This is a genomic window from Streptomyces sp. NPDC053048 (assembly GCF_044547045.1).
Lineage (GTDB): Bacteria > Actinomycetota > Actinomycetes > Streptomycetales > Streptomycetaceae > Streptomyces.
Window position 1 is genome coordinate 313,661 of sequence record NZ_JBITZS010000008.1, and the last position, 24,350, is coordinate 338,010.

At 72.9% G+C, this 24,350-nt stretch carries 23 protein-coding genes and 1 tRNA gene; 13 read left to right on the forward strand and 11 right to left on the reverse strand.

Annotated features, from left to right (window positions below; genetic code table 11):
* Positions 1–118 precede the first annotated feature (118 nt).
* The gene (gene metH / locus ACIG36_RS23105) at positions 119–3,628 is read left to right on the forward strand and encodes a methionine synthase (protein ID WP_399930845.1); all 3,510 of its coding nucleotides are present in this window, start codon (positions 119–121) and stop codon (positions 3,626–3,628) included.
* 94 nt (positions 3,629–3,722) lie between these two features.
* Here metH and ACIG36_RS23110 read toward each other — a convergent pair whose 3' ends face one another.
* The gene (locus tag ACIG36_RS23110) at positions 3,723–4,022 is read right to left on the reverse strand and encodes a DUF1330 domain-containing protein (RefSeq protein ID WP_399930848.1); all 300 of its coding nucleotides are present in this window, start codon (positions 4,020–4,022) and stop codon (positions 3,723–3,725) included.
* Positions 4,023–4,139: 117 nt separating this feature from the next.
* Here ACIG36_RS23110 and ACIG36_RS23115 point away from each other — a divergent pair, with 117 nt between their 5' ends.
* The 3 genes from ACIG36_RS23115 to ACIG36_RS23125 all read left to right on the forward strand — a co-directional run bounded on the left by ACIG36_RS23115 (position 4,140) and on the right by ACIG36_RS23125 (position 5,612).
* Positions 4,140–4,610, forward strand: coding sequence for a nuclear transport factor 2 family protein (locus ACIG36_RS23115; protein ID WP_399930851.1), 471 nt, complete (start codon positions 4,140–4,142; stop codon positions 4,608–4,610).
* 119 nt (positions 4,611–4,729) lie between these two features.
* Positions 4,730–5,158 (forward strand): Hsp20/alpha crystallin family protein, encoded by a 429-nt coding sequence (locus ACIG36_RS23120; protein ID WP_399930853.1) that lies wholly within the window; start codon positions 4,730–4,732, stop codon positions 5,156–5,158.
* Positions 5,159–5,216: 58 nt separating this feature from the next.
* Complete coding sequence (locus tag ACIG36_RS23125; protein WP_399930856.1) at positions 5,217–5,612, forward strand: DUF2267 domain-containing protein; 396 nt, start codon at positions 5,217–5,219, stop codon at positions 5,610–5,612.
* 74 nt (positions 5,613–5,686) lie between these two features.
* Here the strand turns inward: ACIG36_RS23125 and mshC are convergent, their stop codons facing one another.
* The 4 genes from mshC to ACIG36_RS23145 all read right to left on the reverse strand — a co-directional run bounded on the left by mshC (position 5,687) and on the right by ACIG36_RS23145 (position 9,224).
* Complete coding sequence (mshC, locus tag ACIG36_RS23130; RefSeq protein ID WP_399930859.1) at positions 5,687–6,916, reverse strand: cysteine--1-D-myo-inosityl 2-amino-2-deoxy-alpha-D-glucopyranoside ligase; 1,230 nt, start codon at positions 6,914–6,916, stop codon at positions 5,687–5,689.
* A 105-nt stretch (positions 6,917–7,021) separates the two neighbouring features.
* Positions 7,022–7,852: an SCO1664 family protein gene (locus tag ACIG36_RS23135; protein ID WP_399930862.1), complete on the reverse strand. Its 831-nt coding sequence runs from the start codon at positions 7,850–7,852 to the stop codon at positions 7,022–7,024.
* Positions 7,816–8,406, reverse strand: a complete 591-nt coding sequence (locus ACIG36_RS23140; protein WP_399930864.1) for a DUF3090 domain-containing protein — start codon at positions 8,404–8,406, stop codon at positions 7,816–7,818. Before ACIG36_RS23140 ends, ACIG36_RS23135 begins: the two co-directional genes overlap by 37 nt.
* 95 nt (positions 8,407–8,501) lie before the next feature.
* Positions 8,502–9,224 (reverse strand): histidine phosphatase family protein, encoded by a 723-nt coding sequence (locus ACIG36_RS23145; RefSeq protein WP_399930867.1) that lies wholly within the window; start codon positions 9,222–9,224, stop codon positions 8,502–8,504.
* Between the two features lie 66 nt (positions 9,225–9,290).
* Here ACIG36_RS23145 and corA point away from each other — a divergent pair, with 66 nt between their 5' ends.
* Complete coding sequence (gene corA / locus ACIG36_RS23150; RefSeq protein ID WP_399930869.1) at positions 9,291–10,283, forward strand: magnesium/cobalt transporter CorA; 993 nt, start codon at positions 9,291–9,293, stop codon at positions 10,281–10,283.
* A gap of 93 nt (positions 10,284–10,376) precedes the next feature.
* Here the strand turns inward: corA and ACIG36_RS23155 are convergent.
* Positions 10,377–10,461, reverse strand: a tRNA-Leu gene (locus ACIG36_RS23155).
* Positions 10,462–10,695: 234 nt separating this feature from the next.
* Between ACIG36_RS23155 and ACIG36_RS23160 the strand changes: the two genes are divergently transcribed.
* The 3 genes from ACIG36_RS23160 (at position 10,696) to ACIG36_RS23170 (ending at position 13,431) form a co-directional block, all read left to right on the forward strand.
* Positions 10,696–12,030: a M20/M25/M40 family metallo-hydrolase gene (locus ACIG36_RS23160; RefSeq protein ID WP_399930871.1), complete on the forward strand. Its 1,335-nt coding sequence runs from the start codon at positions 10,696–10,698 to the stop codon at positions 12,028–12,030.
* A gap of 153 nt (positions 12,031–12,183) precedes the next feature.
* Positions 12,184–12,417, forward strand: coding sequence for a chaplin ChpH (chpH, locus tag ACIG36_RS23165; RefSeq protein ID WP_399930874.1), 234 nt, complete (start codon positions 12,184–12,186; stop codon positions 12,415–12,417).
* A gap of 162 nt (positions 12,418–12,579) precedes the next feature.
* Positions 12,580–13,431 carry a chaplin gene (locus tag ACIG36_RS23170; protein WP_399930877.1) on the forward strand — a complete coding sequence of 284 codons (852 nt, stop codon included), beginning with the start codon at positions 12,580–12,582 and terminating at the stop codon, positions 13,429–13,431.
* 78 nt (positions 13,432–13,509) lie between these two features.
* On the opposite strand, the gene ACIG36_RS23175 is transcribed toward ACIG36_RS23170, so the two are convergent.
* Positions 13,510–13,698 carry a DUF5703 family protein gene (locus ACIG36_RS23175; RefSeq protein ID WP_399930880.1) on the reverse strand — a complete coding sequence of 63 codons (189 nt, stop codon included), beginning with the start codon at positions 13,696–13,698 and terminating at the stop codon, positions 13,510–13,512.
* Positions 13,699–13,745: 47 nt separating this feature from the next.
* Between ACIG36_RS23175 and ACIG36_RS23180 the strand changes: the two genes are divergently transcribed.
* On the forward strand, positions 13,746–14,540 hold the full coding sequence (locus tag ACIG36_RS23180) for a hypothetical protein (RefSeq protein WP_399930883.1): 795 nt from the start codon (positions 13,746–13,748) through the stop codon (positions 14,538–14,540).
* A gap of 80 nt (positions 14,541–14,620) precedes the next feature.
* On the opposite strand, the gene ACIG36_RS23185 is transcribed toward ACIG36_RS23180, so the two are convergent.
* Together ACIG36_RS23185 and ACIG36_RS23190 are read right to left on the reverse strand one after the other, a co-directional pair.
* On the reverse strand, positions 14,621–16,708 hold the full coding sequence (locus ACIG36_RS23185) for a helix-hairpin-helix domain-containing protein (protein WP_399930886.1): 2,088 nt from the start codon (positions 16,706–16,708) through the stop codon (positions 14,621–14,623).
* On the reverse strand, positions 16,705–17,688 hold the full coding sequence (locus ACIG36_RS23190) for an aldo/keto reductase (RefSeq protein WP_399930889.1): 984 nt from the start codon (positions 17,686–17,688) through the stop codon (positions 16,705–16,707). The genes ACIG36_RS23185 and ACIG36_RS23190 overlap by 4 nt, the downstream gene beginning before the upstream one ends.
* A gap of 147 nt (positions 17,689–17,835) precedes the next feature.
* Between ACIG36_RS23190 and ACIG36_RS23195 the strand changes: the two genes are divergently transcribed.
* The 4 genes from ACIG36_RS23195 to ACIG36_RS23210 all read left to right on the forward strand — a co-directional run bounded on the left by ACIG36_RS23195 (position 17,836) and on the right by ACIG36_RS23210 (position 20,804).
* Positions 17,836–18,885, forward strand: coding sequence for an LLM class F420-dependent oxidoreductase (locus ACIG36_RS23195; RefSeq protein ID WP_399930892.1), 1,050 nt, complete (start codon positions 17,836–17,838; stop codon positions 18,883–18,885).
* Positions 18,886–19,127: 242 nt separating this feature from the next.
* Positions 19,128–19,919 (forward strand): ferritin-like domain-containing protein, encoded by a 792-nt coding sequence (locus ACIG36_RS23200; protein ID WP_399930895.1) that lies wholly within the window; start codon positions 19,128–19,130, stop codon positions 19,917–19,919.
* Between the two features lie 7 nt (positions 19,920–19,926).
* The gene (locus ACIG36_RS23205) at positions 19,927–20,322 is read left to right on the forward strand and encodes an MmpS family transport accessory protein (RefSeq protein ID WP_399930897.1); all 396 of its coding nucleotides are present in this window, start codon (positions 19,927–19,929) and stop codon (positions 20,320–20,322) included.
* 74 nt (positions 20,323–20,396) lie between these two features.
* Positions 20,397–20,804 (forward strand): (2Fe-2S) ferredoxin domain-containing protein, encoded by a 408-nt coding sequence (locus ACIG36_RS23210; RefSeq protein WP_399930900.1) that lies wholly within the window; start codon positions 20,397–20,399, stop codon positions 20,802–20,804.
* A 24-nt stretch (positions 20,805–20,828) separates the two neighbouring features.
* On the opposite strand, the gene ACIG36_RS23215 is transcribed toward ACIG36_RS23210, so the two are convergent.
* Positions 20,829–22,781: a primary-amine oxidase gene (locus tag ACIG36_RS23215; protein WP_399930903.1), complete on the reverse strand. Its 1,953-nt coding sequence runs from the start codon at positions 22,779–22,781 to the stop codon at positions 20,829–20,831.
* A complete protein-coding gene (locus ACIG36_RS23220; RefSeq protein WP_399930906.1) occupies positions 22,778–24,331 on the reverse strand; it encodes an APC family permease in 1,554 nt (517 codons plus the stop codon). Before ACIG36_RS23220 ends, ACIG36_RS23215 begins: the two co-directional genes overlap by 4 nt.
* Positions 24,332–24,350: the final 19 nt, after the last annotated feature.

Genomic DNA, 24,350 nt, shown 5'->3' on the forward strand with positions numbered 1-24,350 from the left:
GGTCCGCAGCGTGGGACACCCCCTGCCGGCGCCGGGCACGCCAGCTACGCTTGCGGCGTGCGCCCTCTTCAAGGGAGGGCGCAAAGCCGACAGCCGTCGCACACCCGGGAGCACATCCATGGCCTCGCGTACGCCATCGACCCTTCTGCCCGCCCGAGTCGCGCATCTGCGCGAAGCCCTCGCCACCCGCGTGGTGGTGGCCGACGGGGCGATGGGCACGATGCTTCAGGCGCAGGACCCCAGCCTCGAGGACTTCCAGCAGCTCGAGGGCTGCAACGAGATCCTCAACGTCACCCGCCCCGACATCGTGCGCTCGGTGCACGAGGCCTACTTCGGCGTCGGCGTGGACTGCGTGGAGACCAATACGTTCGGCGCGAACCTCGCCGCCCTGGGTGAGTACGACATCGCCGACCGGATCTTCGAGCTCTCCGAGGCCGGCGCCCGCATCGCCCGCGAGGTCGCCGACGACTTCACCGCCGGGGACGGGCGGGCGCGCTGGGTGCTGGGCTCGGTCGGACCGGGCACCAAGCTGCCGACGCTGGGCCACGCCCCGTACGTGCGGCTGCGCGACGCCTACCAGCAGAACGTCGAGGGCCTGGTCGCCGGCGGCGCCGACGCGATCCTGGTGGAGACCACCCAGGACCTGCTGCAGACCAAGGCCTCCGTCATCGGCGCCCGCCGCGCCATGGAGGCGGCCGGGGTGGACCTGCCGCTGCTGGTGCAGGTGACGGTCGAGACGACCGGCACGATGCTGCTGGGCTCCGAGATCGGCGCGGCCCTCACCGCGCTGGAGCCGCTCGGCATCGACATGATCGGGCTGAACTGCGCGACCGGCCCCGCCGAGATGAGCGAGCACCTGCGCTACCTCTCCCGGCACGCCCGCACCCGCGTCTCCGCCATGCCCAACGCCGGCCTGCCGGTCCTGGGCAAGGACGGCGCGCACTACCCGCTGACGCCCGCCGAGCTCGCGGACGCGCACGAGACGTTCGTCCGGGAGTACGGGCTGTCCCTGGTGGGCGGCTGCTGCGGCACCACGCCGGAGCACCTGCGCCAGGTCGTCGAGCGGGTGAAGGACCTGACGCCCACCGAGCGCGAGCCGCGGCCCGAGCCGGGCGCCGCCTCGCTCTACCAGACGGTTCCCTTCCGCCAGGACACCTCGTACCTGGCCATCGGCGAGCGGACGAACGCCAACGGCTCGAAGAAGTTCCGCGAGGCCATGCTCGAGGGCCGCTGGGACGACTGCGTGGAGATGGCCCGCGACCAGATCCGCGAGGGCGCGCACCTGCTGGACGTCTGCGTCGACTACGTCGGGCGCGACGGCGTCGCCGACATGGCCGAGATCGCGGGCCGGTTCGCGACGGCCTCGACGCTGCCGCTGGTGCTGGACTCCACCGAGCCGGCCGTCATCCAGGCCGGCCTGGAGAAGCTGGGCGGGCGCGCCGTCATCAACTCCGTCAACTACGAGGACGGCGACGGCCCCGACTCGCGCTTCGCGCGGATCACCCGGCTGGCCGTGGAGCACGGGGCGGCGCTGATCGCCCTGACCATCGACGAGGAGGGCCAGGCCCGCACCCCCGAGCACAAGGTCGCCGTCGCCGAGCGGCTGATCGCCGACCTCACCGGGAACTGGGGCGTGCGGGAGTCGGACATCATCGTCGACTGCCTCACCTTCACCATCGCCACCGGCCAGGAGGAGTCCCGGCGCGACGGCATCGCCACGATCGAGGCGATCCGCGAGCTCAAGCGCCGTCACCCCGACGTCCAGACGACGCTGGGTCTGTCGAACATCTCCTTCGGCCTCAACCCGGCCGCCCGCATGGTGCTCAACTCCGTCTTCCTGAACGAGTGCGTCGAGGCGGGACTGGACTCGGCGATCGTGCACGCGAGCAAGATCCTGCCGATCGCCCGTCTGGAGGAGGAGCAGCGCGAGGTCGCCCTCGACCTGATCTACGACCGCCGCCGTGAGGGCTACGACCCGCTGCAGCGCTTCCTGGAGCTGTTCGAGGGCGTGGACACCAAGTCCATGAAGGCCGGCAAGGCCGAGGAGCTGGCCGCGCTGCCGCTGGAGGAGCGGCTGCGGCGCCGGATCATCGACGGCGAGAAGAACGGCCTGGAGGCCGACCTCGACGAGGCGCTGGCGGAGCGGCCCGCGCTCGAGATCGTCAACGACACGCTGCTCGAGGGCATGAAGGTGGTCGGCGACCTCTTCGGGTCCGGCCAGATGCAGCTGCCGTTCGTGCTGCAGTCGGCGGAGGTGATGAAGGGCGCGGTCGCCTACCTCGAGCCGCACATGGAGAAGTCGGACGCCGAGGGCAAGGGCACGATCGTCCTGGCGACGGTGCGCGGCGACGTGCACGACATCGGCAAGAACCTCGTCGACATCATCCTGTCCAACAACGGCTACAACGTCGTCAACCTCGGCATCAAGCAGCCGGTCTCGGCGATCCTGGAGGCCGCCGAGGAGCACCGGGCCGACGTCATCGGCATGTCGGGTCTGCTGGTGAAGTCCACCGTCATCATGAAGGAGAACCTGGAGGAGCTGAACCAGCGCAAGCTGGCGGCGACCTATCCGGTGATCCTGGGCGGCGCGGCGCTCACGCGCGCGTACGTCGAGCAGGACCTGCACGAGATCTACGAGGGCGAGGTGCGCTACGCGCGCGACGCGTTCGAGGGCCTGCGCCTGATGGACGCGCTGATCGCCGTCAAGCGGGGGGTGCCGGGCGCGACCCTGCCGGAGCTCAAGCAGCGGCGCGTGCCGAAGCGGGACGTGGCCGCGGTCCTGGAGGTGGACGAGCCCGAGGGATCGGTCCGCTCGGACGTCGCGGTCGACAACCGCGTCCCCGAGCCCCCGTTCTGGGGCACGCGGGTGGTCAAGGGCATTCCGCTCAAGGACTACGCGTCCTGGCTGGACGAGGGCGCGCTGTTCAAGGGCCAGTGGGGACTGAAGCAGGCCCGCACGAGCGGTCCGACGTACGAGGAGCTGGTGGAGAGCGAGGGCCGGCCGCGGCTGCGCGGCCTGCTGGACCGGCTCCACACCGACAACCTGCTGGAGGCGGCCGTGGTCTACGGCTACTTCCCGTGCGTGAGCAAGGGCGACGACCTGATCGTCCTGCACGAGGACGGCACCGAGCGCACCCGCTTCACCTTCCCGCGCCAGCGGCGCGGCCGGCGGCTGTGCCTGGCGGACTACTTCCGCCCGGAGGAGTCGGGCGAGACGGACGTGGTGGGCCTGCAGGTCGTCACGGTCGGCTCGCGGATCGGCGAGGCGACGGCCGAGCTGTTCGCCTCGGACGCCTACCGCGACTACCTGGAGCTGCACGGCCTGTCGGTGCAGCTGGCGGAGGCCCTGGCCGAGTACTGGCACGCGCGCGTGCGGGCCGAACTGGGCTTCGGCGGCGAGGACCCGGCCGATGTGGAGGACATGTTCGCCCTGAAGTACCGGGGCGCCCGCTTCTCCCTGGGCTACGGCGCCTGCCCGGACCTCGAGGACCGCGCGAAGATCGCCGACCTGCTGGAGCCGGAGCGCATCGGCGTCCACCTGTCGGAGGAGTTCCAGCTGCACCCGGAGCAGTCCACGGACGCGATCGTCATCCACCACCCGGAGGCGAAGTACTTCAACGCGCGGTAGCGCGGGGCGGGGTGGGGGGCGGGGGGCTCCGGTGCGTCCTGAGGCACCGGAGCCTTCCGGCTCGGACACCGGCCGGTATCCGGCCCGGCGTCGGCTAGACGTCCGCGCCCTCGACGAACAGCAGGCGCAGGTCCATGCCCGTCGAGCGGACCTCGCGGGCGCGGGCGTACTCGGGGGAGGCGTACCACTCCTTGAGGCGGGCCATGTCGGGGAACCGCAGGACGACCATGACGCGGGAGGCGGGCCACTCCTCGCCCTCCGCGGCCTCGGGCACGGCGCCCTTGACGGTGTACGTGCCGCCGTAGAGCTCGATCGAGGGAACGGCCAACTCCCGGTAACGAGCGAGGATTTCCTCGTCGTGGACCTCGGCATCGACAATCGCGTAAGCAGACATGCGGTCATGATGCCAGTCGCATATGCCAAACCCTGACGGGGCAGCCGACTCGCCCGCGACTTCCGGCCATCCGGCGGCACTTGACCTCAACCGCGCTTGACGTCCGATGCTGTGATCATGAAAACGCAGCAGATCAGCGACTCCCTCCGCGCCCTCGCCGAGCTCACCGACCGCGCCGCCCTCGACCGTCTCGTCACCGACTACCTCCGCTCGCTCGACGAGCGGAGCTTCGACGACGACTGGGCCCGCCGGTTCTTCACGGACGACGCGCGCTCCGAGACCCCGGTGGGCGTGCACGAAGGGGCCGGGGCGCAGCTGACCTCCACCCGCGAGGCCATGGCGCTGTTCCGGCGGACCGTGCACTTCGGCACGAACCTCTCCGTCGACTTCGACGGCGAGGACCGGGCCTTCCTCCGCTGGAACCAGCTCAGCACGCACGTGCTCGGCGAGCCCGAGCGGCTCTTCGAGTCCGGCGGGCACAGCGAGGCCGAGGCCGTCCGTACGACCGACGGCTGGCGGCTGCGGCGGATCGCCCTGCGCATCGCCTGGACGAAGGGGGAGCCGCCGGTCCTGCCCCACCGCCGTTAGGCGCCCCGCGGGGGCCCGAGGACACCATCCTTGAGTCCCCCCTTGTCAAGTTTGCTGCTGCGAGGTATATAGGGATTGATTGTCGTGTGTGCATCCCGTCCACGGGAGAGGAGTGACCCATGATGCTCATGCGAACCGATCCGTTCCTCGCGCTCGACCGCCTGACGCAGCAGATGCTGGGCACCACCGCGAGGCCGGCGGCCATGCCGATGGACGCCTACCGCGACGGCGACTCCTTCGTCGTCGAGCTCGACCTGCCGGGCGTGGACGCCGACAGCATCGACCTGGACGTCGAGCGCAATGTGCTGACCGTGAAGGCCGAGCGCCGTACGAGCGCCCCCGAGGACGCGGAAGTCCTGATCGCCGAGCGGCCCGCGGGCTCCTTCAGCCGTCAGCTGTTCCTGGGCGAGACCCTGGACACCGAGCACATCGACGCCTCCTACGACGCCGGCGTGCTGCGGCTGCGGATCCCGGTCAGCGAGCAGGCCAAGCCCCGCAGGATCGCCATCAGCGGCGGGGACTCGTCACGCAAGCAGATCAGCGGCTGATCCCGGCAGCCGAGGGCGGGGCGCCGCCCCGCCCGGCGGCGACCGGAAGGAACCACTCATGCCCATCCACTGGGACGCGTTCCTGACAGCGGTCCGCGAACGCGGCGAATACCCCACGGACCACGAGGCGGAACGGGCCGCCCGCGTCGTCCTCGCCCTGCTGGGCGCCCATCTGGTGGGAGAGGTGCGGGCCGAGCTGGCCGCCCGGCTCCCCGAGACGTTCGCGCTGGTGCTGCTCAACCCCCTGCAGGCACAGGAACCGCTCTCCCCGGAGCGGTTCGTCCGGGCGACGGCGGCCTGGATCGACGGCGCCACCGAGCAGACCGCCACGTGGGACGTCAGCGCGGTGCTCAGCGTCGTGGCCGACACCGCGGGCGAGGAGCTGACCGGCCGGGTGCTGCTCCAGCTCCCGGTGGGCTACGACCTGCTCTTCGGCCGGCCGCGCACCGGCTGATCCGCGCGGGGACGAATGTGGGGCGCTCCGCCGCGGAATCCCGCGGCGGAGCGCCCCACGACCGATCGATGCGGTTACAGCGCCACGCCCAGCAGCGCGTCCACCGCGCGGGAGACCACGCCCGGCGCGCCCTGGTCGGTGCCGCCCGTGGCGGCCTGGGCGGCCGCCCAGCGGTCGACCGCGGCGAGCGCGGCCGGGGCGTCGAGGTCGTCGGCGAGCGCGTCGCGGATCTCCTCGACGAGCGCCTCGGCGGACGGGCCGTCGGGGCGGGAGACGGCGGCGCGCCAGCGGTCCAGGCGCTCCAGGGCCTCGGTCAGGACGGCGTCCGTCCACTCCCAGTCGGCGCGGTAGTGATGGGCCAGCAGCGCGAGCCGGATGGCGGCCGGGTCGACGCCCTGGCGGCGCAGCGCGGAGACGAAGACGAGGTTGCCCTTGGACTTGGACATCTTCTCGCCGTCGAGGGCGACCATGCCGGCGTGCACGTACGCCTTGGCGAAGGGGTGCTCGCCGGTGAGCGCCTGGGCGTGCGAGGCGCCCATCTCGTGGTGCGGGAAGATCAGGTCGGAGCCGCCGCCCTGGACGTCGAAGCCCATGCCCAGGTGCTCGAGGGCGATGGCGACGCACTCGATGTGCCAGCCGGGGCGGCCGGGGCCGAGCGAGGCACCGTCCCAGCTGGGCTCGCCCGGACGGGCGGCCATCCACAGCATGGGGTCGAGGGGGTTCTTCTTGCCGGGGCGCTCGGGGTCGCCGCCGCGCTCGGCGGACAGCAGGCGCATCGCCTCGGCGTCGAGGTTGGAGACGCTGCCGAAGGACGGGTCGGAGGCGACGGAGAAGTAGATGTCGCCCTCGAGCTCGTAGGCGGCACCGGCGTCGCGCAGCCGCTCCACCAGCGGCACGATCTTGGGTATCGACTCCACGGCGCCCACGTAGTGGCGGGGCGGGAGCATACGCAGGGCGGTCATGTCCTCGCGGAAGAGGGCCGTCTCGCGCTCGGCGAGGGCGGTCCAGTCGTCGCCGTTGGCGACGGCCCGCTCCAGCAGCGGGTCGTCGACGTCGGTGACGTTCTGGACGTAGTGAACCTGCCGCTTGGTGTCGAGCCACACGCGCTGCACCAGGTCGAACGCGTTGTAGGTCGCCGCGTGCCCCATGTGGGTGGCGTCGTACGGCGTGATGCCGCACACGTAGAGGCGGGCGACGGGACCGGGGGCGAGGGTCACTCGCTCGCCGGTCGCGGTGTCGTGGATCCGGAGGTCGCGGCCACTGCCGGGCAGGGCGGGCACCTCAGAAGCGGGCCAGGCATGCATGCCCCGAGCGTAACCGGATGCATGTTCCGGATACGAACCGGACCGGTGTGTTGGCCGAAGATGCTCTCTTGCGTCCACGCCCCCCAGTGTGCTGCGCGAGCGTCCCTACAGCGGGGGCCAGGGGATCGCGGGCCACTGACCACTGGGTTCGCGGTGGCGCCCGGTGCGCAGGAGGTCCGCCACCCGGGCCCTGAGGGCGTCGATCTCGGCGGGGGTGATGAGCTCGGCCAGCCGGGCGGCCAGCGGGCGGTCCTCGGCCAGATCGGCCGAAAGTCGCCGCAGGGCCTCCAGCGCCTCCTCGGTCAGCGGCTCGCCCGCCCAGCCCCACAGCAGGGTGCGCAGCTTGTCGTCCGCGTTGAAGGTCACACCGTGGTCGATGCCGTAGATCCGCCCGTCGGCGGCGGGCAGCAGATGACCGCCCTTGCGGTCACCGTTGTTGATCACCGCGTCGAGGACGGCCAGCCGGCGCAGCCGCTCGTCGTCGGCGTGGACCAGCAGCGCGGTGCGGTCCTCCCCCACGTCGGCGAGGCCGACGGCCTTCCAGCCGGGGCCGGGCTCGTCGCCGTCGACCAGGGCGAGCAGCCGGTCCTCCTCGGCCCGCTCCTCCGTGGCCTCGATCCACAGCTGGCACATGCCCCGACCGTACGGGCCGTCGCGCAGCACCGTGGGCGGGACCAGGCCCCACCCCATGGCCTCGGACAGCTCGTACGCGGCCACCTCGCGCTGGGCGAGCGTGCCGTCGGGGAAGTCCCACAGCGGCTGCTCCCCCGCAACCGGCTTGTACACACAGGCGGCGCTGACGCCCTCGTACTCGACCGTGCAGTAGAGCACCGCGTTGGACGCCTCGCGGATCTGCCCACGCACCGTCAGCTCGCCCTTGGCCAGCAGCTCGTGCGGGGTCAGGCTCCGCGGCGGTATCCGTTCTGGCGCGGACATACGTGTCCTTCCGGGTCGAGCGGCAGGCTGCACAGCGGGCACGGGGGCCGGCCGGCGTTGACGACTTCGAGCGCGCGCTTGGCGAAGGCGCGGGCCATGGTTCCGGTGAGCCGCACGCGGAGCATGGGAGGGCCGTTCAGCTCGTCCTGCAGCAGCCGTTCCTCGGCCTCGGCGAGGTCCTCGTCGGTGTCCGCCTCGAGTTCGACGAGGGCCTGGGCCTCCACCACCATGCGCTGGCCGTCGCCGTCCCAGGCCAGGGCCATGGTGCCGACCCGGAACTCCTCCTCGACGGGCGTGTCCAGGGGGGCGGTGTCGGCGAATTCGACGGGGGCCACGGCGGGCACCGGGGCGCTGCCGCCGGTGCGCCGGACCACCTCGTCCAGCAGTTCGTCGATACGCTCGGCGAGCGCCTCGACCTGGGCCTTCTCCAGCGCGACGCTGGTGGTCCGGCCGCCCGCGGTGGCCTGGAGGAAGAAAGTGCGGCGGCCCGGCAGCCCGACCGTACCGGCGACGAAGCGGTCCGGCGGGTCATAGAGGAACACCTGACGGGACAACGTCCTGCTCCATTGGGTTCGGTGGTCGGAGTGACTGTTCCGGGTGCGGGATCAGGGCTGCCGACCCCGCGTCCCCACCCTACTGCGCGAGACGATCACGGGGCCCCCGCACCGCCTCCCACGGCCGCGTCCTCGCTGTGGCCCTGCTCACGGCCTTCCTCGCCGGCCTCCTCACCGGCCATCTCGCGGGGGGCGAGGCCGCTGAGGTCGCCGGTGTCGGCCAGGCGCAGCAGGTACGGGCGCAGCCGGGTGTAGCGGATGGCGGTGACCGAGCACGGGTCGGCGGTGATCCGCTGGAACTGGTCCAGGTGCAGGCCGAGGGCGTCGGCGACGATCGCCTTGATCAGGTCGCCGTGGGTGCACATGAGGTAGACGGCCTGTTCGCCGTGGTCCCGCTCGATCCGCTCGTTCCACTCCCGTACCGCGTCCACCGCGCGGGACTGCATGGCGCGCAGGGACTCGCCGCCGGGGAAGGCGGCGGCGGAGGGGTGGCGCTGGACGGTCTCCCACAGCGGCTCGTCGGCGAGCTCGCTGAGCTTGCGGCCGGACCAGTCGCCGTAGTCGCACTCGCCGATGCGTTCCTCGGTGTGCGGCGCCAGCTCGGGCCGGGCGGCGAGCAGCGGGGCGAGGGTCTCGCGGCAACGCTGCAGCGGGCTGGTGACCACGGCGGCGAGCGGGATGCCCGCCAGCCGTGCGGGGAGGCCGGCGGCCTGGGCGGCGCCGCGTTCGTCCAGGGCCACGCCGGGGGTCCACCCGGCGAGCACTCCGGCGGTGTTGGCGGTGGACCGGCCGTGCCGGACCAGGATCAGCGTGGGCATGGCAGCCAGCCTACGACGGCTTCCCACGGCCGTGACGGCTACCGGCGGTAGGGGCGGGCGGGGAGAATGCCAGGCGTGATCGTGGATTGCGCCATCTACCGCGACGGGCGCCGCACCGACGGCCCCGTCGACTTCTCCGACGCGCTGGACGCGGCGCGGGCAGCGGGGAACGCCTTCGTCTGGATCGGGCTGCACGAGCCCACGGAGAAGGAGTTCGAGCTGGTGACGAGCGAGTTCGCGCTGCACCCGCTGGCCGTGGAGGACGCCCTCAACGCGCACCAGCGGCCGAAACTGGAGGTGTACGACGACTCGTTGTTCGTGGTCCTCAAGACGGTGGTCTACGACGACGAGGCGGACACCGTCACCACCGACGAGCTGATGCTCTTCCTCGGCGATTCCTTCGTGGTGACCGTGCGGCACGGCGAGGGCAGCCCGCTGGCGCGCGTGCGGCGCCGCCTGGAGGAGGACCCGGAGCTGCTGGCGCACGGCCCGACGGCGGTGCTGTACGCGGTGAGCGACGACGTGGTGGACCAGTACACCGAGGTCGCGGCCCTGCTGCAGGCCGATCTGGACGACCTGGAGGCCGAGGTGTTCGCCCCGTTGGGCGGCGACACCAAGCACACCGCCTCGCGCATCTACTCCTTCAAGCGCCAGGTGGTGGAGTTCCGGCGGGCCACGGTCCCCCTGACGGACCCTCTGGCCCGGCTGACCGGGGCCGGCCTGCCCTTCGTCGACGACCGCGCCCGCCCGTTCTTCCGCGACGTGGGCGACCATCTGACGCGCGCCAACGAGTCGGTGGACGGCCTGGACCGCCTGCTGAGCGACATCCTCTCCGCCCACCTGGCGCAGATGGGCGTCCAGCAGAACGACGACATGCGCAAGATCTCGGCCTGGGCCGCCATGGCGGCGGTCCCCACAATGATCGCCGGCATCTACGGCATGAACTTCGACCACATGCCGGAGCTGCGCCGGCCGTGGGGCTATCCGGCGGCGGTGCTGCTGATGGCCGGCCTGGTCTTCTGGCTGCACCGGACGTTCAAGCGGCGGGGGTGGTTGTAGGAACCCCGGACGGTCGCGGGGTGCGGTGGCCGGAGCAGAGCGAAAAAGCCCCGGAAACGGCGAAGACCCCAGCTTCGCTGGGGTCTTTCCTTGTGTCCGAGGGGGGACTTGAACCCCCACGCCCGATAAAGGGCACTAGCACCTCAAGCTAGCGCGTCTGCCATTCCGCCACCCGGACCAGGTGTCTGTCTCTGCGGGGTGTTCCCCGCGGCGACATGGAAAACAATACCAAACATCCGGGGTGCTCGATCACCCGGCCGGACGTGGCGGCGGGCGCGGTCGTTGCGGGCGTGTGTCGGCGGCATTGCGGCCTTGGGCTGGGCGAACGGTGGGGGGAGGATGGCGGTGGACCCCCGCCGGAGGCCGCCCGTACGCGCGTCGGCCGCCCGGCGGCCAACCACGAGGAGGCAGCGTGAGCGAGTCGAAGCCGGGCACCGCCGGCACGGGCAGGACGGCTGAGAGCGAGGTCGTCGACCTCTGCCGCGACCTGATCCGGATCGACACCAGCAATTACGGCGACCACTCCGGACCGGGTGAGCGCGTGGCCGCCGAGTACGTGGCCGAGAAGCTCGCCGAGGTGGGGCTCGAGCCGCGGATCATCGAGTCGCACAAGGGCCGGGCCTCGACGGTGGCGCGGATAGAGGGTGCCGATCCCTCCCGGCCGGCGCTGCTCATCCACGGGCACACGGACGTGGTGCCCGCCGACGCCGCCGACTGGACGCACCACCCCTTCTCCGGCGAGATCGCGGACGGCTGCGTGTGGGGGCGCGGCGCGGTCGACATGAAGGACATGGACGCGATGACGCTGGCGGTCGTCCGCGACCGGCTGCGGTCGGGCCGCAAGCCGCCGCGCGACATCGTGCTGGCCTTCCTCGCCGACGAGGAGGCCGGCGGCACCTACGGCGCCCGTCACCTCGTCGACAGGCACCCGGACCTCTTCGAGGGGGTCACCGAGGCGATCGGCGAGGTCGGCGGCTTCTCCTTCACCGTCAACGAGAACCTGCGGCTCTATCTGATCGAGACGGCCCAGAAGGGCATGCACTGGATGCGGCTCACCGTGGAGGGCACGGCGGGCCACGGGTCGATGACCAACAAGGACAACGCCATCACGGAGCTGTGCGAGGCGGTCGGGCGGCTGGGGCGGCACGAGTTCCCGGTGCGGGTGACCAAGACCGTGCGGTCCTTCCTCGACGAGTTGTCGGACGCCCTCGGCACCCCGCTCGACCCCGAGGACATGGAGACCACGCTCGCCAAGCTCGGCGGCATCGCCAAGATGATCGGCACCACGCTGCGCAACACCGCCGCCCCGACGATGCTCGGCGCCGGCTACAAGGTCAACGTGATCCCCGGGCAGGCCACCGCGCATGTGGACGGGCGGTTCCTGCCGGGGTACGAGGAGGAGTTCCTCGCCGACCTCGACCGCATCCTCGGGCCGCGGGTCAAGCGGGAGGACGTGCACGCGGACAAGGCCCTGGAAACCGGCTTCGACGGCGACCTGGTGGCGGCGATGCAGTCGGCGCTCAAGGCCGAGGACCCCATCGCGCGGGCCGTGCCGTACATGCTCTCCGGCGGCACGGACGCCAAGTCCTTCGACGACCTGGGGATCCGCTGCTTCGGCTTCGCACCGCTGCAGTTGCCGCCCGAGCTGGACTTCGCCGGGATGTTCCACGGAGTGGACGAGCGGGTTCCGGTGGATGGTCTGAAATTCGGTGCACGAGTGCTCGACCGATTCCTGGATCAGTGCTGAGCCGGTTCCTGAACGACTGTCGGATTGCACGTATTTGGCGCTTCCTTAACCGGAAAGAGTGAACGCCGACACGCTTACGTAGCCCCATTACCTCCTCATCGTTACAGGTGTGCGGTCCGCGGCTGGGACCGCATTGCCAACAAGGAGGAATCAATGCTCAAGAAGGTCGTCGCCGCTGCGGCTGCCACCGGTGGTCTCGTACTCGCGGGCGCGGGCGTTGCCGCTGCCAGCGGCGGGGCTCAGGGTGCCGCCGTGAACTCTCCCGGCGTCGTCTCGGGCAACGTCGTGCAGGTCCCGGTGGAGGTTCCGGTGAACGTGTGCGGCAACACGATCAACGTCGTCGGGCTGCTCAACCCCGCCGCGGGCAACGTCTGCGTCAACAAGTGACGTTGTGTCTCATCCCGTGAAGGATTGAAACCGGGTGGCTCCGGGGCACATGCCATGTGCACCGGAGCCACCCGGCTTTCGACCCGGAGCTTTCCGCGCACGGGCGGAACACTCGTCCTTGCGCATTCCGCATGGCAAGAAGCAGCAAAGGGGCAAGACGAAATGCGACAGGTCACCAAGAAGGGCCTGATCACGGCAGCGGCGGCGACCGGCGTGATCGCCGCCGTCACGGGCGGCTACGCCCAGGCGGACTCGGGCGCGAGGGGAGTCGCCTCGAACTCCCCCGGCGTCGCGTCGGGCAACACCGTGCAGGTCCCCGTCCACGTTCCGGTGAACGCCTGCGGCAACACCGTGAACGTGGTCGGGCTGCTCAACCCCGCGACGGGCAACCGGTGTGTCAACGGCGGCGGTCACGGCGGCCACGGTCACGGCGGCCACCAGGGCCACGGCCACAACGGCCACGGCTCGCAGGCGCACGGCAGCAGCACCGGCTCGCCCGGTGTCGCCTCCGGCAACACGGTCCAGGCCCCGGTGAGCATTCCGGTCAACGCCTGCGGCAACAGCGTCAACGTCGTGGGCATCGGCAACCATGCCACCGGCAACCAGTGCGCGAACAACGGGCACACGCTGCCCGGCGGCCACGACCACGGCCACAAGCCGCCGCACGGCGACAAGCCCGGTCACCCGGGCGGGCACGAGCAGAAGCCCGGCGGCCACCACGGCAAGCCCGCCGAGACCAAGCCCGGCCACAAGCCGGCTGACCACCACGGCCAGCCCGCCGGTCACCCGGGCGCGCCCGCCGGCCACCAGGCCAAGCCGGCCATGGAGGTCAAGGACGCCCACCGGGCCCCGGCGGCCGCTCCCGCCGAGCACCGTCCGGCGACGGTGGCCCAGCAGGCCGCCGAGCTCGCGCACACCGGTGCGGGCCAGCTCGGCGCGGCCGGCGCGGCCAGCGCGGGCCTGCTGCTCGGCGGCGCGATGCTCTACCGCCGCGCGCGCGGCGCCCAGGGCTGACCGGGGCGAGTACGGCACGGAGGGGGCCCCGCTGTCGCGGGGCCCCCTCCGTCTGCGTTCACCCGGTCACCACGCGGCTCACCACGTGGCACGGATCTGGCGGATGATCCGGCGGCGCAGCCGCGCCTTGCGGCTGCCGTCGGGATTCAGGCGTAGTCGGTCCAACTCCCAGTGTCCGTACTCGGCGTGGTCGGTCAGCAGACGGGTGGCGGCCTTCCGGGAGACACCCCGGGGCACATACACATCACAGAATTCGTATTCCGGCATCGCATCTATTGTGCGGGAACGGGCCCGGTGCGGATAGCGTCTGCACTATGTCTGATGCTGCGCAGCCATCCGCTGCCGAGGTACGGGCCGCCGCCGAGGCGGTCAAAGCCGCTCTGGACCGCCACCTCGAGGCCGTCGAACGCCGTTCGGGGGAGGACGACCCGGCCGTGTACGCCGCGTTCAACGAGCTGGCCGCGACAGCCGAGGCGTACGACGAGCTGCTCTACGACGCCTATGACGAGGTCACCCCGTTCGAGATCCCCGGTGACGAGGGGCTGCCCGCGTACGCCGGGCCCGAGGAGCCCAGTGCCCTGAGCGTGCTCATCCGCAGGGACTACTCGGTGGCCGAGCCCCACCGCCTGCTCGCCCAGGCCCAGCGCGTCGCCGACCTCGACCCCGATGTCGACACGGACACCGGCACCGGAGTGACCTCCGGCGCGGCGGGCGGTGTCGGCAACAGCGTCCACGCTGCCCTCGGGGTGCTCTTCGGCGAGTACGAACCCGACGAAATCGCCTCCCGCCACAAGGAATTCGGCCTGGAGGAGGGCGACTCCACCCTCTGGGTGGCGGCGGCCGACGAGCTCGCCGAGCCCGGCGAGTGGCTGTCGGCCCCGTTCGACCAGGCCGATCCGCAGCGGGTGGTCTGCCGCTTCGACGTCAGCGCCGTCTTCGACGAGGAGCGCGGTCCGGTCGACGACCTCGGGGACGATCTCGACGACGACGGCGAGGACGTCGATGACGACGGCGACGTCGACGACGACGGCCTCGACGACGACCTGGACCTGGAGGGCGACGAGGACGCCGGCCCCGGCGACGGGGGCGGACGGTCCACCGGCAGGTGACCGCCCGGCCCGCCGGCCCCGGGGCCGGCGGGCATCACCCGGCGGGCATCACCCGTGCAGGGCTTTACCAGTGCAGGGCTCTACCCGGCAGGACGGAGCTGTGCCTCCAGCAGTGACCGCAGCCGGGTGGTCCGTTCCTTCGCCGGTACCTCGGCGACCGCGCGGGCCAGCGCCTGGTCCACGCCGTGCACCACCGACAGGTGCTGCTCGCCCCGGCTGAACGCCGTGTAGACCCAGGACCTCGTCAGGGTCTGCGCGGCGTCGCCGGGCAGCACCACCACGGCGGCCGCCCAGCGCGTCCCGGCGGCCTGGTGGGCCGTCACGGCCCAGCCGTGGCGCACCTCCTGGGCGACCCGGTCCGGCGGTACGACCACGGTCGTGCCGCCGCAGTCCAGCCGCAGGCCCTCCGCGTCGGCGGAGACCACCGTGCCGGGGACCATCCGGCCGGGCGCCGGCACATGGGCGACGCGGTCGCCCGGGTCGAAGCCGCCGAACCGGCCGGGGCCGGGGTTCAGCCGCTCCTTGAGGGCCGCGTTGAGGGCGCGGGTGCCGGCGGGGCCGCCGTGGCCGACGGTGATGACCTGGGTGCGGTCGGCCGGGACGCCGATCGCGCGCGGGACGGAGTCGGCAACGAGCTGCACCGTGCGGTGCACTGCCTCGCCCGGATCCCGCACCGGGACGATCACGACCTCCTTGCCGGGCGCGTCCACCTGGTGGAGCTCACCGACGCCGATGCCGGAGACCAGCTCGCCGACGGGGCCGGGGTCCGGGGTGCGGGAGACGACCACCGGGCAGGTACGGGACGCCAGGACGTCCGCGAAGACGCGGCCGGGGCCGGCGGACCACAGGACGGCGGGGTCGCCGGACAGCACGAGCCGGGTGCCGTCGGCGAGGGACTCCACCAGCAGGGCCGCCGTCTCCACGTCCAGTTGGGGGGCGTCGAGGACGGCCAGGACGTCGAGCGCCAGGGTGCCGTCCTCCTCGCGCCCCGGGCCCTCCCGGCCGGCGAGCAGGCCGGCGACGGTCACGGCGTCGGTGACCCCTGCCTCGGCCAGCCGGCGCCGGCCGTCCTCGGTGTGGGCGGCGGCACAGGCCCGCAGGCCCAGCCCTTCGGCGGCGGCGACCATGGCGGCGGGCTCGGCGCGGGCGGCCTCGCCGCCGCTGTGCGCCACCAGGCCGGCGCGGGCGACCGCCCGGATCAGCTCGGCGGCGGAGGGGGACGGCGCGGTGGCCGCGGCGGCCTCCCAGTCGCTCGCGGCGGGGCCCGGCTCGGCCTCGTCCCGCCCGGCGGCGGTGGCCAGCCGGGCGAGGCCGTCGGCGAGGCTCTCCTCGGCCATGGCGCAGCGGTCCAGGCCCAGCAGCAGCCGGGCCGGCTCGGCGGCCTCTTCCTCCTCGTCCGTCTCCTCCGGCTCGGGGCCCTCGCGGAAGACGAGCACCGAGCCCTCGGCGATGGCGTCGTGCAGGGCCTCCTCGGGGTCCGGGACGGAGCGGCGGGCGAGCTCGGCGCTCAGGGCGGAGGACTCCAGCACGGTGTGACCGGCGAGCGCTGCCTGCTCCAGCAGCCAGCCGGTGAGCGCCCGCGCCCGGCGTTCGTCCCCCGGTCCGCACTCCGGCCCGAGGAGCGCCCGCGCGAAGCCGTCGGCCTGGTCGGGGCGGACACCCGGCACGGCCAGCAGCCGCCAGGGGTCCTCACGCAGGGCGTCGGCGGCGTGCTCGCCGAGCGTTCCGGCGACCTGCCCGGCCAGCTGCTGCGGCGCCCCTCCGGCGGCGAGCACCTCGGTGAGCTCGGCGGTCGGGGCGATCGCCGCGGGGCGCACGGGCGCCGCCGCGGCGGCGGGCCGGGGCACCGGGGCGGGGCGGGCGGGCCGTGCCGGACGGGCGGCCGGCCTGGGCTCGTTGAAGAACGACGCGGCGGACCGCTCCCCGCTCTCGACGGCCCGCACGGCGGCGGCGAGCGCCTCGGCGACGGCCGACCGCTGCGCGGGCTCGCCCTGCTCGCCACTCGGCCCGGCGGTCTGCTCGGCGTCCCGCTCAGCGCCCTGCCCGGCGCGCTCCTCTCGGGCGTGCTCCTCGCCGGGGTGTTCCCCGCCGGGGGAGGCTGCGTCGCCGCGCGGCGGTGCGCCGGCCTCCGTCTCCGGCGCCCCGTCGGCGAGGGGGTTGTTGCTCACAGCGTGCTCCAGTCCTGGTCCGGGTAGCGGTGCACGGGCGCCGACACGTCGTCGAGCGCCTGGCAGATCTCCTCCGGAAGCGTAAGGGCCTCCACTGACAGTGCCTCCGCGAGCTGCTGCGCGGTGCGGGCGCCGACGATCGGGGCGGCGACCCCGGGGCGGTCGCGCACCCAGGCGAGGGCCACCTGCAGGGACGTGGTGGCCAGTCCGTCGGCGGCGGTGGCGACGGCCTCGACGATGCGGGTGGCCGTCTCGTCCAGGTACGGCTCGACGAAGGGCGCCAGGTGCTCGGAGGCGGCCCTGGAGTCGGCCGGGGTGGCGCGGCGGTACTTGCCCGTCAGCACGCCCCGGCCCAGCGGCGAGGAGGGCAGCACCCCGATGCCCAGGTCGAGCGCGGCGGGCAGCACCTCGCGCTCGATGCCGCGCTGCAGCAGGGAGTACTCCATCTGCGTGCAGGCCAGCCGGGTGCGCGCGCCCGGCGCGGCGAGCTGCCAGGTCGCCGCCTTGGCCAGCTGCCAGCCGCAGAAGTTGGAGACGCCGGCGTAGCGGGCCCGGCCGCTGCCGACGGCGAGGTCGATCGCCTGCAGCGTCTCCTCGACCGGGGTGGCCGGGTCGAAGGCGTGTATCTGCCAGACGTCGACGTAGTCGGTGCCGAGCCGCTCCAGCGAGGCGTCGAGGGCCGCCAGCAGGTGGCCGCGCGAGCAGTCGATCCGGCGCTCGGGGTCCAGGACGCTGCCGGCCTTGGTGGCGATCACCAGGTCGCGGCGCGGGACGAGGTCGCGCAGGAGCCGGCCCAGGAGGTATTCGGCGCCGCCGTCCGCGTAGACGTCGGCGGTGTCGACGAGGGTGCCGCCCGCGTCCCGGAACGCCTTGAGCTGCTCGGCCGCCTCGTGCTCCCCGGTGTCCCGGCCCCAGGTGAGGGTGCCGAGCCCGAGCCGGGATACCCGTAGGCCCGTACGGCCGAGATGCCTTTGTTCCATGAGCGCTGAGGGTACTGTCCGGGCCGCGTCGCGTCGCCGTGCCGCCACGGCCTGTGGACGACGGGTCGGTGACGTATCACGCGTCCGCGCGCTAGAGTCCCGGCAACAAGGACGTTACTGATCAGTAAGGGGTGCGGAATGAGTCGGATGAGGCTCGGAATCAACCTCGGCTACTGGGGAGCCGGGGTGGACGCGGACAACCTCGCGGTCGCCCGCGAGGCCGATCGCCTGGGCTACGCCGTCTGCTGGGCCGCCGAGGCCTACGGCTCCGACGCGCCCACCGTGCTGTCCTGGGTCGCCGCGCAGACCGAGCGGATCGACGTCGGCTCGGCGATCTTCCAGATCCCCGCGCGCACGCCCACGATGACGGCGATGACCGCCGCCACCCTCGACACGCTCTCCGGCGGCCGCTTCCGCCTGGGCCTCGGCGTCTCCGGCCCGCAGGTCTCCGAGGGCTGGTACGGCGTGAAGTTCGACAAGCCGCTCGCCCGCACCCGCGAGTACGTGGAGATCGTCCGCAAGGCCATGGCCCGCGAGCGCGTCACCCACGACGGAGACCACTGGACCCTGCCGCTGCCCGGCGGCCCCGGCAAGCCCATCAAGCTCACCGTGCACCCGGTCCGCGAGCGCATCCCGCTGTACATCGCGGCCATAGGCCCCAAGAACCTCGAGCAGACCGGCGAGATCGCCGACGGCGCCCTGCTGATCTTCTTCGCGCCCGAGCACGCCGAGGAGACCACCCTGGGCGCGCTGCGCGCCGGCCGCGCCAAGGCGGGCAAGGACCTCGAGGGCTTCGACGTGGCGCCGACCGTCCCGATGGCCGTCGGCGACGACGTCGACGCGCTGGCCGACCTCTTCCGCCCGTACACCGCGCTCTACGTGGGCGGCATGGGCAGCGCCAAGCAGAACTTCTACAACCAGCTGGCGCGCCGCATGGGGTACGAGAAGGAGGCCGCCGAGATCCAGGAGAAGTACCTCTCCGGCGACAAGGCGGGCGCCGCCGCGGCCGTCCCCCGCCGGCTGATCGACTCCACCACCCTGCTCGGCTCCGTCGAGCGCATCGCCGACCGGATGCAGGCCTACGCGGACGCCGGGGTGACCACCCTGTCGCTGGCCCCGGCCGGGTTCACCCTCGACGAGCGGATCGCGAGCCTGCGCACCGGCGTCGAGGCCCTGGAGCGCGCCGGACTCGCGTAACAGCGCGGGAGGACTCGCGTAACGACGCGGGAGGAACGGAAGGGGCGCGGCCGTGGTGGGGGCTCGGGGGTTCCTCCCCGCCACGGCCGACACCGAGCACAACGCCCGTCCGCTCTCGTGGTTACGCGCCGGACGCCCCCCAAATCTCCGTACCCGCTCCGCCATTCGGAGCAGCGCGCGGCGGCCCCTGATTGCCGCCCCCCGCCCGGGGCACTTGACTGGCGCGTACGGAGGTGAGGGCCATGCTCACGGCCAGAGGTCTGTTTCAGGAGATCATCGACAGCGACGAGGCCTACCAGCTGTTCTGCTCCATCGCCGCGGGCGGGGAGCACCAGGGCGGCTGGGAGAACGGCCGGATCGCCGCCCTCGTCCCCGAGAGCCTGCGCGACCTCGCCCCGAAGATCGCCCGGCACGGCGCCGACGAGGACAAGCACGGCCGGATCTTCGAGGCCCTTCTGCGCAGGCGCGGCCTGCCGCAGGTCGACGTTCCGCCGGAGACCGACTACACGGCCGTCCTCGAACGCAAGGGCATCGGCCTGCCGCACTCCACACTGCGCGCCGACACCCCGCTGACCGAACGGGACATCGTCACCTACCTCGCCCACAGCCGCGTCACCGAGCAGCGCGCCTCCGACCAGATGGACATGCTCACCACCCACTTCGGGGACCACCCCGAGGTCGGCAAGGCGATCCGGATGATCTGCCACGACGAGGCCAATCACCTCGCCTACTGCCACGAGGAACTGCTGCGCCTGGCGGCCGCCGGACACGGCCGGACGATCCACACCCTGCTGCGCGAGACCGCGCTCGCCGAGATCACCGTCTACCGGGACGTCAGCCTCGCCGTCATGGCCCGCATGGGCCGCATCCTGCGCTGGTCCGGTCCCAAGTCGGCCGCGCTGGCCGCGGGCATCCACGCGATGCACCGCTACGAACGGCTCGTCGGCTGGCGCCGGATGGTCACCCTGCGCATGCCGGAGCGCCGGGACGCGCTGGGCGGAAAGGCCCCGGCGGAGCCGGAGTTCGCCCGATGAGGCGGCCATGACCGGACACACGCGGCACCCCAAGTGGCCCTGGGTGGTGCTCGGGGTGCTCATCCTCCTGGCGGGGGGCTGCGTGGCGCTCTTCCTCGGGATCCGCGAGGACGCGTCCAAGGAGGTCACGGTGACGTACGAGGTCACCGGCAGCGCCTCCGATGTGGCCGTCTCGTACAGCACATGGCGCAGGGGCGAGATCCTCGAGAACCGGCAGACGTCGCAGTCCCTGCCGTGGCGCAAGGAGGTGACCACCACGGCGTTCAGCAAGGGCGGGGTGCTGGCGGCCACCACGGGCGCGTCCGGGGGGTCGGTGACCTGCCGGGTGTCCGTGGGCGGGGGGAAGCCCAGGACCGCCACCGCGTCCGGCCCCTTCGCCACCGCCACCTGCAGCGGGTTCTGACCGGCGGCCCACGGCGCCCCGGGCGTGCCGACCGGCTCTCCCGGGCCGTGCGGGGCATGCGTAAGATCACGCGGATGACCTCCAACAGCGCCCGTCTCCCCTCCCCTTCCGCCGCGCCCTGCCGGATCACCGTGTGCCGGGGCTGCTGCTGCGGTGACGCGCGCAAGGTGCCCGGGGTCGATCACGCCGGGCAGATCGGGCGGTTGCGGGCCGCGGTGGGCGGGGCCGCTCAGGTGCGGGCGTCGGAGTGCCTGGACGTGTGCGACCAGGCGAACGTGATGGTGGTGCAGCCGTCGGCGGCGGGGCGGGCCGCCGGGGGGCGGCCGGTGTGGCTGGGGCTGGTCAACGACGACGACGCGCTGGCCGACGTCGCGGCCTGGGTGCGGGCCGGCGGGCCGGGCCTCGCGGAGCCGCCGGGGGTGCTGGACCTGTACGAGTTCACCGTCTCGCGGCGGGTGGGGAAGGCGCTGGAGGCCCCCTGAGCGCCTTCCCCGCCCGCGCGGGCGTCAGGCGTGGCAGTGGCCGCCGCTGCCGGTCTCCTTGGGCAGGTCGAGGGCGGGGTTGCGGTCGAAGAAGCCGGTCGGCCTGAGGGAGAAGCCGCTGACGTCGACGGGCATCACGGGCCACTCCTCCAGGCGCGGCAGGTGGGTGGGCCCGAAGGTGTGCCAGACGGTCAGCTCGGTGTTCTCCAGTGACTCGCCGCCGGTGGTCCACTGCGGCAGTCCCGCGCCGCCGGGGTGCTGGTTGGGGTAGTCGCCGGCCGGGTAGCGCCGGTCGGTGCGGTGGTGGGTGACCCACAGGTGCTTGGTCCCGTACGCCATGCGCCGGGCGACGGGCGATCCCGGCCGGGCCAGGACGAGCGGCCCGGGACGCGGGACGAGCGTGTAGGCGACGGGCTGTCCCATGCGGTTGCGCGAGCCCGGGTTGGTGATCCGCCAGCGCCGTCCGGTCGTGGTGTCGGCCGTCCGCCCGCCGTCCGCGCTGTCGGCGAGAACCGTCGTACGGGTGGTGAAGGCGTTGCCGGCGGGGTTGCCGGGGCCCTCGGGCAGCGGGACGACGTCGATCTCCTCGACGGTGTTGGCGAGCCCGTCGACGGCCGCGTCCAGCCGTACGCAGAACAGGTGCTGGTGGTACGGGGCGAGCAGGCCCGGCGCCACCTCGGTGCCGTGGGGCGAGCCGGCGCCCGGCTCGACGGCCGAGGTCTGCACGATGCCGGTGGACTTGGCCTCGAAGGCGATCGTGCCGTCCTGGTGGAAGTACCAGTAGAAGCCGTAGTCGTAGTTGCCGACGGTGGCGATGTAGGAGATCACCAGGCGGCGCGAGCGGCGGCTCTCGGCGGCCATGCCGTTGAAGATGTCGCTGTGCTTCCAGAGCAGGCCGTCGTCCTCCTCGTGGATGCAGACGGCGTTGGGCAGGGTCTGGGGGTGGCCGAGGTCGTCGGCGACGACGGCGTCGAGGTAGCGGATCTCGCCCAGGCAGTCGCAGCCCAGGCGCAGCGCGTTGGCGTTGCGGCCCAGGGCGTACTCCCCCGCGTCGAGGAAGGCCACCCAGTTGCGGGACTCCTCGGCCTCGCCGTAGGCGACGGCCATCTCGGCGAGGGAGGCGCGGTGCAGGACGGAGCGTTCGGCTCCGGCGGTGCCGTCGCGGTGGGTGACGCGGTGCAGGACCAGGCCCTCGCGGGCGTTGAAGTCGATGCGCAGGCTCCAGTTCTGCCAGGTCAGCAGGGGGCCGTCGAGGTGGAAGGAGGGGCCTTCGGGCTGGGTGATCTCCAGCGGGCGCAGGTCGGTGCGGGCCGGGCCGGTGAACTCGGGTTCGTAGCGCCCGCATTCGACGGGTATGGGTACCGCGCCGGTGTCGGTGAGGCGGACGACCTCGCGTGCGATGACGTCGACGTCGGCGACCAGCCCGCCGACGGGGTGGGCCCAGGGGCTGTCGGTGGCGTCGCAGCGCAGCCAGGTCAGCGAGCGCAGCAGGCGCCGGCCGGGGCGGTCCGTGACCAGGACGCCGGCGGCGAGCGGGGCGCAGACGGCCAGTTCCAGGGCGGCGTCGTCGACTCCGCGGTCGGCCATGGCCTTGCGCCAGCCGGGGTCGGCCTTGACGACCGCGTCGACGATCTCGTACTCCTCGAAGGTGACCTGCGGCTGTCCCTCGGCGGCCGTGTCCAGCTCGCGGTGGGCGAGCAGCAGGCCGGCGGTGACGTCGACCAGTGCCTCGGCGGCGGCTCCGGTGGCGGAGTCCAGGAGGGTGACGCGCAGCCGCCGTACGACGGGGTCGCCGGGCCGGTGGGCGGCGGCGGTGTGCCGGGCGGGTTCGTCGAGCAGGACGAGGGGGAAGCGGGTGGTGGCGGTGACCTTGCCCGCCTCGGTCAGGACGCGGCGGGCGGTGGTGATCTCCTCGGCGCTCAGCGGGTCGAGGGGGTGCGGGGCGGCCGTCGTGGTCCGGGGGTGGCAGGACGTCATGAGGAAACCTTTCGCGACGGGGTGGAGGAGCCGGTCGCGGCCTCGGCCGCCCGCTCCAGCTGGAAGGCCTCGTTGCCCAGCCCGATGCGGGCGTGCAGCTCGGGCCGTACGGCCTTGAGCACCAGCCCGTAGGCCAGTCCGCCCACCACGGCCAGGCCGACGATGCCCGGCAGGACCCAGGTCAGGACGGACCCGGGGCCGGCGCCGAGCAGGACGCCGAAGTCCTTGACGGCGTAGCCGGCGATGACCAGCAGCGCGACGCCGGCCACCGCGGAGGCCACCAGCCGCGGGGCCTGTGCCCGTGCCGCGCCGCGGCGGACGAAGAAGGCGATGACGGCGGCGCCGGCGGCGGCCATGAGCAGGATGACGCCGAGAGCGCCGACGTTGCCCATCCAGGTGAACAGGCGCAGGACGGGCGCGGTGGGGTCGCCGTGCGGGCGGTCGTCGGTGAGGGCGAAGACGGCGACGGCGACGACGGAGACGGCGCTCTGCAGCAGCGAGCCGTAGGCGGGGGCGCCGCTGGTGCGGGCGGTGCGGCCGAGGGCGGCGGGCAGCAGGCCCTCGCGGCCCATGGCGAAGGCGTAGCGGGCGACGACGTTGTGGAAGCTGAGCATCGCGGCGAACATGCCGGTCACGTAGAAGAGGTGCATGACGTCGGTGAAGCCGGCACCGAGGCGGTCCTCGGTGAGGACGAAGAGCAGGTCCGGCCCTTCCTTCCGGGCCGCCTCCACGATCCGGGACGGCCCGGCGGCCACGCTCAGCGCCCAGGAGCCGACGGCGAAGAAGAGGGCGACGAAGCCGACGGCGAGGAAGGTGACGCGGGCGACGACGACCTGGGGACGGCTGGTCTCCTCGGCGTAGACGGCGGCCTGTTCGAAGCCGACGAAGGAGGCGATGGTGAAGCAGAGCGCGGTGCCGAGGCCGGCGCCGGTGAGGGTAGAGGGGTCGAAGGCGTGGAAGGAGAGGCCGTCGGGGCCGGGGTTGCCCGCGCCGGCGGCGACGAAGACGGCGACCATGGCGCATTCGACGAGCAGCAGCAGGCCGAGGACCTTGACGTTGAGGTCTATCTTCAGCCAGCCGAGCACGCCGATGACGGCGACGGCGGCGAACGCGGGCACCCACCAGGGAACGGCGAGCCCGAGGTACCGGTCGACGAGGGTGGACAGCTCGTAGCCGAAGATGCCGTAGATGGCGAACTGCATGGCGCTGTAGGCGACCAGGGCGACGACGGAGGCGGCGGCCCCGGCGGTGCCGCCCAGGCCGCGGGCGATGTAGGCGTAGAAGGCGCCGGCGTTGTGCACGTGCCGGCTCATCTCGGCGTAGCCGAAGGAGAAGAGCATCAGGACGATGCCGAGGATGACGAAGAGGAGGGGCTGTCCGACGATGCCCATCGTGCCGTAGGTGGTGGGCATGACGCCCGCGGTCACCATCAGGGGGGCGCTGGCGGCGACGACGGACAGCAGCAGCCCGGCGACGCCGATGCGGCCGGCGCGCAGCCGTCTCTCCTGGCCCTTGAAGGTGCTGATCTCGCTCGTGATGCCCGTGGACATGGCGGGGGTCCTTCGACGT